General features: G+C 65.7%; 9 protein-coding genes and 2 pseudogenes. 9 read left to right on the forward strand and 2 right to left on the reverse strand.

The window, feature by feature from the left end; genetic code table 11:
* From VGH54_RS23175 to VGH54_RS23190, 5 genes and pseudogenes are all read left to right on the forward strand, one after another.
* Positions 1 to 984: cytochrome P450 (locus VGH54_RS23175; RefSeq protein ID WP_331514445.1), on the forward strand; the 984-nt coding region annotated here is incomplete at its 5' end.
* Positions 985 to 1,073: 89 nt separating this feature from the next.
* Positions 1,074 to 1,940, forward strand: coding sequence for a hypothetical protein (locus tag VGH54_RS23180; RefSeq protein WP_331514446.1), 867 nt, complete (start codon positions 1,074 to 1,076; stop codon positions 1,938 to 1,940).
* Between the two features lie 15 nt (positions 1,941 to 1,955).
* Positions 1,956 to 2,567, forward strand: a pseudogene (locus VGH54_RS30100) (dihydrodipicolinate synthase family protein); the annotation flags it as partial.
* Between the two features lie 110 nt (positions 2,568 to 2,677).
* Positions 2,678 to 2,755, forward strand: a pseudogene (locus VGH54_RS30105) (hypothetical protein); the annotation flags it as partial.
* Positions 2,756 to 2,996: 241 nt separating this feature from the next.
* Positions 2,997 to 4,217 (forward strand): CoA transferase, encoded by a 1,221-nt coding sequence (locus tag VGH54_RS23190; RefSeq protein WP_331514448.1) that lies wholly within the window; start codon positions 2,997 to 2,999, stop codon positions 4,215 to 4,217.
* A gap of 23 nt (positions 4,218 to 4,240) precedes the next feature.
* On the opposite strand, the gene VGH54_RS23195 is transcribed toward VGH54_RS23190, so the two are convergent.
* The gene (locus tag VGH54_RS23195) at positions 4,241 to 4,549 is read right to left on the reverse strand and encodes a WhiB family transcriptional regulator (RefSeq protein ID WP_325688453.1); all 309 of its coding nucleotides are present in this window, start codon (positions 4,547 to 4,549) and stop codon (positions 4,241 to 4,243) included.
* A gap of 339 nt (positions 4,550 to 4,888) precedes the next feature.
* On the opposite strand from VGH54_RS23195, the gene VGH54_RS23200 reads away from it, so the two are divergent.
* The 3 genes from VGH54_RS23200 to VGH54_RS23210 all read left to right on the forward strand — a co-directional run bounded on the left by VGH54_RS23200 (position 4,889) and on the right by VGH54_RS23210 (position 7,037).
* Positions 4,889 to 5,701: a hypothetical protein gene (locus tag VGH54_RS23200; protein ID WP_414688776.1), complete on the forward strand. Its 813-nt coding sequence runs from the start codon at positions 4,889 to 4,891 to the stop codon at positions 5,699 to 5,701.
* An 84-nt stretch (positions 5,702 to 5,785) separates the two neighbouring features.
* Complete coding sequence (locus tag VGH54_RS23205) at positions 5,786 to 6,364, forward strand: sigma-70 family RNA polymerase sigma factor (protein ID WP_331514450.1); 579 nt, start codon at positions 5,786 to 5,788, stop codon at positions 6,362 to 6,364.
* Entirely contained in the window at positions 6,357 to 7,037 is a 681-nt protein-coding gene (locus VGH54_RS23210) for an anti-sigma-D factor RsdA (protein WP_331514451.1), read from the forward strand. The genes VGH54_RS23205 and VGH54_RS23210 overlap by 8 nt, the downstream gene beginning before the upstream one ends.
* Positions 7,038 to 7,068: 31 nt before the next feature.
* Here VGH54_RS23210 and VGH54_RS23215 read toward each other — a convergent pair whose 3' ends face one another.
* Positions 7,069 to 7,482 (reverse strand): DUF5319 domain-containing protein, encoded by a 414-nt coding sequence (locus VGH54_RS23215; protein ID WP_331514452.1) that lies wholly within the window; start codon positions 7,480 to 7,482, stop codon positions 7,069 to 7,071.
* 165 nt (positions 7,483 to 7,647) lie between these two features.
* Between VGH54_RS23215 and guaB the strand changes: the two genes are divergently transcribed.
* On the forward strand, positions 7,648 to 9,111 hold a 1,464-nt coding region (gene guaB / locus VGH54_RS23220; protein ID WP_331514454.1), incomplete at its 3' end, for an IMP dehydrogenase.

The raw sequence follows: 9,111 nt of genomic DNA on the forward strand, positions 1-9,111 counted from the left end.
GTCATCGCGGCGTTCGGGCCGGTGCTGGGCGAAGGCGTGATGCTGGGTATGGACGAGCCGATCCACGGGCGACTGCGCTCGCTGGTATCGAAGGCGTTCTCGCAGAAGTCTTTGGCGAAATGGCAGGACGAGCTGGTCGGCCGGGTGGCCAACAGCCTGATCGACAACTTCGCTCCCAACGGCAAAGCGGATCTGGTGAAGGAGTTCACCTTCGACTACCCCAGCCAGATCATCGCAGGCCTGCTGGGCCTGCCGGAAAAGGACTACCCGCAGTTCCAGCGCTGGTCGATCTCACTGCTGAGTTGGCTGATGAATCCCGAACGCGGGCTGGCGGCCTCGGCTGCACTCTGCGAATACTTCGAGCCGATCCTGGAGGCCCGTCGCGCCGAGCCCAAGGACGATCTGATCAGCGCGCTCGGTGCCGCTGAGATCGACGGGGAGAAGCTCACCAACGAGGAGATCTTCTCCTTCCTGCGGTTGTTGCTGCCGGCCGGCGTGGAGACGACCTATCGGTCGCTGGGCAGCCTGCTCCTCGGGCTGTTGTCCGACCCGGAGCAATTAGACGCGATCCGCGCGGACCGCTCGCTGATTCCGCAGGCGATCGAGGAGGGCGTGCGGTGGGAACCGCCGCTGCTGACCATCACCCGGGTAGCGACCCGCGACACCGAACTGGGTGGGGTGTCGATCCCGGCCGGCGCGACCGTGATGCCGATGCTGGGTTCGGCGAACCGGCAAGAAGATCGTTACCCCGACCCCGACACGTTCGACATCCATCGGGAGGCTCGGGCAAATCTGGGCTGGGGCCACGGCGTCCACGTCTGCCTGGGCATGCACCTGGCGCGGCTGGAAATGCGCACGGCGATCAACCTGCTGCTGGATCGGCTGCCCAACCTGAGACTTGATCCCGACGCCGACGACCCGCATGTCCGTGGACAGGTGTTCCGGTCGCCGACCTCGGTGCCGGTGCTATTCGACCCGCAATAGATCAGCGATAAGGCCTTTACATTGGCAGGGGCAGCCGTAAAGTCCTAGCTGAGCGTTCGCTCACTTTCCGCTCAGGAGGGACGACGCGATTGACCGGGCCGCTGCGAGACATCAGGGAATTCCTGGGTGATGCCGACGCCTACCGAGACGAGCTGTATCGGCGCTGGACGGGGCTGCTGAGCTACCGCTACATCGGCCGCAATCATTCGTCGATGAACGTCGGCGACAGCGACGACACTGTCGTCATCCGTCGCGACATGCGCAACGAGGCGGGCGGAATCATGGTGGCGCCGTTGGCCATAGCCTCGCCCGAAGGTTGCCAGACCGACATGGTCGCGGTGCCCAACCCGGTGATCGCCTCGGTGCAGATCGTCGACCCCGGATACGACGTGAAAAGGGTCGAGATCGTCGACTCCGGCAACGTCCACCAGGGCCGGATGATGGGCTACGGGCGATGCAAGATCGTCGACGCCGACAACCCCGACCGGGTCATCGCCTTCAACGAAGGCCAGGGCGCCATCATCGGTGTCCCGCCGGAAGGCCTTGGAAAGATGGATGTTTCGGGCACCGAGCTGGTGATCGAGGATTCGCCAGACCTGCCGCCGATGTGGCAGGCGTTCGGCGCGTCCAGACGGCCCGACGCCCACTGGCAGCTGCCGGCCCTCAGCGTGGAGCTGGCCTCTCCGGATGCGGCGCTGCACATCGGGCCGCAGCACGTGGTGCTGGAAACCGCCGCGATCGATCTGGCCGCCGACGCGGTCGGAACTCGCAAGCTGCAGGTGGTGAGTTGGCACGTGATGTTCATGTCACGCGGCAAGGTCGGGCCGTTCCGGGTGGACGGCACCGCGCACGCCGGCGGGTCGGGCAAGGTGGGTGTGCGCATGTTGCTGCACGACGAGGGCAACGACGACAAGGCGGTGACGTCGGCCGCAGCGGTCTTCGAGATCGTCGGCTAGATCAAGGAGTGAACAATGGCTAATGCCAAGGATGCTCGGCAGTGGGCGCGCAATGCATTGCACGGCATCGGCGACTCGCTGTACACCCCGTTCAGCGGGCGCGACGGCGACGACATCGACTGGGACGCCTACCGCACCCTGGTCCGGCACTGTGTGGGCACGCTCGGGCATCCGATGCTCTGGGTGACCAGCGGGGTCGCCGAATTCTGGTCGCTGACCGTCGCGGAACGAAAGACGCTGTTAGAAGTCGCTATTGACGAAGCACGTGGCATCAACCCCGACGTGATCGTCCAATCGTGTACCGCGGCGATGTCGGCCAAGGACTGTCTGGAGCTCACACAGCATGCCACGGACGCGGGCGCCGACATTGTCTACATCCAGACACCGATGATGGAATTACACGGCGGCGAAGGCGTTCTCAACTTCTTCAGATACATCGCCGATCGCACCGACATCGCATTGGGAATGTTCAACTCACCAAGCTCCGGATATGTGCTCTCCGCTCAGGAAGGTGCTCGTCTCGTCGAGGAGATACCAGCGGTGTGCGCCACCAAAGAAGGCTCCTTCCGGCCCCATCAGAGCCGGATGCTGCACGAGCTCGCACCGGATCTGGTGATCTGGGAATGCGATACGACGGTGTACCGGGCCGGCTGGCTCAGATCCGGCATCGTCGGCCCAGGCCAGCTCGGTACCACCGGCTACCTTTTCGAGACGCCGAAGAAGCGGGCCTTGTCGCAGTACTGGGACCTGGTGTGGAACGACAAGCTGGTCGAGGCAATGGATTACGCGCAAGAGTCGGGGCTCGACCAGTTCGAGCTCGACATGCGGGGCTGGTTCACCCGCTATCCCGGACGGCCCGACTACTTCACCCACTGGGGCGGTGCCTTCAAATACGCCGCGTCGGTGATCGGGCTGCCGGTCGGCTCGTACCCGGAATCCCGGCCCCCGCAGGCTAAGTTGCCCGAACAGGCCCGTATCGACATCCGTGCCGCTTACCGCCGATTCGGGCTGATCGGCGAATAGTGTGAAAATGACCGTGATACAGGAGGACTCGTTATGACCGACGCCAAACCGCTCGCCGGCATCCGTATCTTGGAAGTCGCGGCGTGGACGTTCGTCCCCGCCGCCGGTGCGGTGCTCGCCGAGTGGGGCGCCGACGTGATCAAGGTCGAGCCACGCGAGGGCGGCGACCCGCAACGCGGTCTGGTCACCATGGGCCTCATTCCGGGCGGTCCAACCGCCGTCAACTACATGATCGAAATGCCCAACCGCGGAAAGAAATCCATCGGCATCGACTTGACCACACCGGGCGGTCAAGAGGTCGTCTACGAGCTGGCGAAAACCAGTGACGTGTTCCTCACCAGCTATCTGCCGAGCCGGCGCAAACACTTCGGCATCGAGGTCGAGCAGATACGCGCCGCCAACCCCGACATCGTCTACGTTCGCGGATCCGGTTACGGGCCAGAGGGTCCCGACGCTGACAAGCCCGGCTATGACGGTGTGTCCTTCTGGTCGCGCGGCGGCATCGCCGACGCACTGACCCGCGAGCTTCCCGAACCGGTGATGCAGACTCCGGCATTCGGCGACCTGATGGGTGGGCTCACTATCGCCGGCGGAATCGCCGCCGCGCTGTATAAGCGCAAGTCGACCGGTGAGACCTCGATCGTGGACGTCTCGTTGCTCGGCCTCGCGGCGTGGGCGATGACGCCGCAGGTGACCGCCGCGATGCTCTACGGCGGTGACCCGATTCCGACGTTCACCCACCGCGACATGCCCAACCCGCTAGTCGGTAACTACCGGACCAAGGACGACCGCTACATCACGCTGATGATGCTGCAGGGCGACAAGTTCTACCCCGAGTTCATGACGGTCATCGGCCGTACCGACCTGATCACCGACGAGAGGTTCGCCGACGGTCATTCTCGTTTCATGAACCGCGGCGAGCTCATCGACATCATGGATGAGGAGTTCGCGTCAAAGACCATCGACCAGTGGCGCGAGATCCTCAAGCCGCTGTCGGGTGCCTGGGCTGTCCTGCAGAAGACCAGCGAGCTGTGCGACGATCCCGCCGTCATCGCCAACGGTTATATCCCGACCGTGAACGCGATGAACGGTAAGCCCTACATCCTGCCGACCAACCCTGTTCAATTCGACGGTCACCATGTTCAGCCGACCGGTGCACCCGAGCACGGTCAGCACACCGAAGAGATCCTGCTGGAAGCCGGGGTCGACTGGGACAAAATCGAGCAGTACAAGCAGGACGGGTCGATTCTGTAAGCGCCGACCCGTCCCGGCTGGAACTAGGCGCTGCGGCGGATGCCCCGCGTTCTGCTGATGTCCCGCTTGAGCAGCAGTTCGCGCTCGGTCTCCGACAGGCCACCCCAAATTCCGTACGGTTCGCCGACGTCCAGGGCGTGCGCACGGCACTGGGCCATCACCGGGCAGGTGCGGCACATCTCCTTGGCCCGACGTTCCCGCTGCAGACGTGCCCGACCGCGCTCACCGTCTGGGTGGAAGAAAACTGACGAGTCCACGCCGCGGCAAAGGCCGTGCAATTGCCATTCCCAAATATCGGCATTGGGACCCGGTAGTTGCTCTGGTTGCGGCATTGATGTCCCTCTCTTCAAGCCAGTTCGCGATCACGTACGTCGTCAACTGAATCGAGCGGGTCGTCGGTGACTACTCGTCGCGTTAAACGTAGGGGTGCTAGGGAATTTCCGTCAACAGGCTGTACTCTGCCGAATGGTGAAGTGCGGCTTGGGAATTTACTCCGAGTTCATCGAGGCGATGAGTCCGCTGAACCGAGGAGTGCATGTTGACCGCGTGCTATGTGGAAATGTCGCAGCTCGCGGCCGAATTACGGCGTAGGCACCACAAATATCATCATCGACCGATTTAATACCCGTGTAACTCAGAAACCATGAAGTTTTAACGAGTCGGCCGCCGTGATACATATCTCTCACCGCTCGTCTGTCGAGTCAGAGCTTGCCGCCGTCGCGTTCGGCGACCAGCCCGGACGTTGGCCGTTGCCGGCTGCGACAACACCGCATCAGCGGTGGTTACGCGCGGTTGCAGCCGGGGGACAGGGTCGCTACGGCAGTGCCTACACCGACCTTGCGACGCTGCTGGGCGCCGCACCGTCGGACCGGCTTTCCTCGCTGGCTCATAGCGCACATGCGTCGTTTCTGCGCCAGCTGGGCTGGCACAGCCTTGCCCGCGGTTGGGACGGGCGCGCATGGGCGCTCGCCGGCGACGACCCTGAGGCAGCCGGCGATGCGTTGACCGGGCTCGCGGCCGACGCGCTGGGTGTCGGCCGGTTGGCCACCGCAGCGGCCCTGCTGCAACGGGCGGACCCGTTCGTCGCGCAGGCGCCACCACGGCTGGCGATTCGAAAGGCCTGGGTCGCGGCTGAGCTGGCGATGTTCGGCGGTCGTGGTGGCGTGGCGGTCCGCAACGCGGAGGTGGCGGTCGAGTTGGCCGCCACCTCGCTCGACGGCTCGGCGCGGCACCGGGCCAAGAGCCAAGTGGTGTTGGCCGCGGCGTTGTGCAGCTCCGATGCGCTCGACCGGGCGCGGGATGTTGCCGACGCCGCGCTGGAGCTCACCGGTCAACTAGGGCTGGTACCGCTGCGCTGGGCGGTGGCCTGCTTACTGGTCGACCTCGGCACGGAAACCCCGACCCGGATCGCGGAATTGCGGGACATCCGCGAGGGCTGCGCCCGCCGCGTAGAGCACTGGGGCGGAGCCTGGCGGAAGCTCTAAGCATCGCTGGGTCACTATGGTCGTAAGGACGTCCCATCGAACCGGGGCGATAGCCGGTTCGTAACGCTGGAGATGTTGCGGTCGATGTCAACACAGAAGAACCGTCTCGACGCTGTTGTTGCCGATGCTGTGGCAGGCGATCGAGACGCGCTTCGAGAGGTACTGGAGACCATCCGGCCGATCGTGGTCCGATACTGCCGCGCCCGAGTCGGCGCATTCGAGCGGACCGGTCTGTCGGCCGACGATGTGGCACAGGAGGTTTGCTTGGCCGCCGTCATGGCGCTGCCGCGCTATCGCCATCGCGGCCGCCCCTTCTTGGCTTTCGTGTACGGCATCGCCGCGCACAAGGTGGCCGACGCGTACCGCGCCGTCGGCCGCGATCTTTCCTACGCCACGGACACCGTTCCGGAACGCTGGTCGGCCGAGCCGGGTCCCGAGCAGGCGGCGATCGACGCCGACTCCGTCACCAGGATGCGCGAGTTGCTCGAGATTTTGCCCGACAAGCAACGCGAGATCCTGATCCTGCGTGTGGTGGTCGGTCTGAGCGCCGAAGAGACAGCCGAGGCCGTCGGTAGCACCACCGGAGCGGTGCGAGTTGCCCAGCACCGCGCGCTGACGCGGCTGAAATCCGCGATCGCCGCGGCAGGACGAGACCATGTCTGACCCGTCCCTCACACCTTTTGATCAGCCCGATCCGGACGCGGTCGCGCGCAGCGAGCGGTTTGTCGACGCGCTGGCGAAACGCGAGCCGGTCGACTTCGTCGATGTCGGGGACGCCCGCGATACCGGAGACCGGGCGCTGGCCGGGCTGCTGGAGGACTGGCGGGATGAGCTGAGGGTGCACGGCCCCCGCAGGGTGTGTCGCGAGCAGGACGCGGTGGCGGTGTTGAACCGTGGGCTGGCGGCGCGGCGGCGCGCCCGGCGCCGGACAGCGCTGGTCAGCGCGTTGGCCGCGGCCGTTATCGCTGTCGCGGGATTCGGGATGCTGTTCGGGGAGCCCGCGTCCGTGCACGACGACCAGATCGCCGTGTCCGCCGAAACCGACCTCGACCAGGTTCAGCAAATGATCGCGCTGGGCCAATGGGATCAGGCTCAGGACAAACTGGCCGCGGTCGGCGCTCACGTGCAGACGGTTAAGGACAACGACCGCAAGCAGGGGCTCATCGACAAGGTGAACCTGTTGAACGCGAAGGTCGCCAGCCGCGACCGTAGTGCGACGATGCCGCCCAGCGCGCTGCCGGGCCCGGCCCCGGCGGTCAGCGCAACGGCCACCGTGGCGGTGATCCCGCCGGGCGATCCGGCAATCACGGTTGCGCCCAACCCGTTTGGCGGCTAGGCGGACTCAGTCGTCGAGAAGGGGGAGCCGCTCAGCGGCGCCCGTGGAAGCCCTCGGTGTCCGTGGTGGCCTCGTTGAGCGAAGCGTCGGCGTACCCGCGGCAGTAATCCCAGGTCACGTAGGAATCTGGCTCGGGGTCGTAGGCCGGTTCGTGCGGGCGCACGGTGCCGTCGACCAGCAGCTGAAGTAGGTTGGCGCGCAGCATGTCCCAGTCGTGATAGTGGTCCTGCTGACACTCGTCGCAACACACCACCAGGCCGCGAATACCTTTGTGCGCCAACAAGGCCTCATACACCGCAAGATCGGCCAGATCGGCCTCGACCGCGATCCGCTCCTGGGGGTCCAGCGGCTGACCGGGCTCGACCGCGTCCAACGCAGCCGACGGATCGCAGGGGTCATCGGCAAACGGGTCGGGCGGCAAACCGGGCGGAAGGTGGTCGCGCACGGCTCCACATTACGCAGCAGGACGGGCATCACGCCAGCGATACCCCGCAGCCCAGCCCCCATGTTGCCGCTTCGTGCGGCCTTCCCCGGCGCGCGTCGTCAGCGGTGGTCGGCCGAGCCGATAGGATGGCATTCTCACTCCGCGCGCATATGGGAGGCCCCGGCAATGTCATCTGGCTTGTCCCGTCTCGAAGGCAGCGGCGACCTGATTGTCACGTCGTATCCCCGGGTGGGTGGTTTCCCGGACGATCCGGTACCGACCGGCGGTGACGACCCGCAGAAGATCGCAATGCTGGGACTGACGTTCGACGACGTCCTGCTGCTGCCGGCTGCGTCCGATGTGGTGCCGGCCAACGCCGACACTTCCAGCCAGCTCACCAAGAAGATCCGGTTGAAGGTGCCCCTGGTCAGCTCGGCAATGGACACCGTCACCGAGTCTCGGATGGCGATCGCGATGGCCCGCTCCGGCGGCATCGGTGTGCTCCACCGCAATCTGCCGATCTCGGAGCAGGCCGGACAGGTCGAAACCGTGAAGCGCTCTGAGGCCGGCATGGTCACCAATCCGGTGACCTGCCACCCGGACAACACATTGGCCGAGGTAGACGCGATGTGTGCCCGGTTCCGGATCTCCGGGCTGCCGGTCATCGAAGGCGCGGGCCAGCTGGTGGGCATCATCACCAACCGCGACATGCGCTTCGAGGTCGACCAGTCCAAGCATGTCGGCGAAGTGATGACCAAGGCTCCGCTGATCACCGCCCAGGAGGGCGTCAGCGCGGACGCAGCGCTGGGCCTGCTGCGCCGGCACAAGATCGAGAAGCTGCCGATCGTCGACGGCCACGGACGGCTGACCGGTCTGATCACTGTCAAAGACTTCGTCAAGACCGAACAACATCCGCTGGCGACCAAGGACAGCGATGGCCGATTGCTGGTCGGTGCCGCGGTCGGGGTCGGCGACGACGCCTGGGTGCGGGCGATGACGCTGGCCGACGCCGGCGCCGATCTGCTGGTGGTCGATACCGCGCACGCCCACAACCGGTTGGTGCTCGACATGGTCGCCCAGCTGAAGGCTGAGGTCGGCGATCGGGTCGAGATCGTCGGCGGCAACGTCGCGACCAGGTCGGCCGCCGCCGCGCTGGTCGAGGCCGGCGCCGACGCGGTCAAAGTCGGCGTTGGTCCCGGCTCGATCTGCACCACCCGCGTGGTGGCCGGTGTCGGGGCGCCGCAGATCACTGCGATTCTCGAAGCGGTGGCGGTCTGCGGCCCGGCCGGTGTGCCGGTGATCGCCGACGGCGGACTGCAGTACTCGGGCGACATCGCCAAGGCGCTGGCTGCGGGCGCGTCCACCACGATGCTGGGATCACTGCTGGCCGGTACCGCCGAGGCACCCGGCGACCTGATCTTCGTCAACGGCAAGCAGTACAAGAGCTATCGCGGCATGGGATCGCTGGGCGCCATGCAGGGTAGGGGAGAGGCCAAGTCCTACTCCAAGGACCGCTATTTCCAGGACGACGTGCTTTCCGAGGACAAGCTCGTGCCCGAGGGCATCGAAGGCCGGGTGCCCTTCCGCGGGCCGCTGTCGTCGGTGATCCATCAGCTCACCGGCGGATTGCGCGCCGCGATGGGCTACACC

The organism is Mycobacterium sp., from assembly GCF_036488105.1.
Taxonomy (GTDB): Bacteria; Actinomycetota; Actinomycetes; order Mycobacteriales; family Mycobacteriaceae; genus Mycobacterium.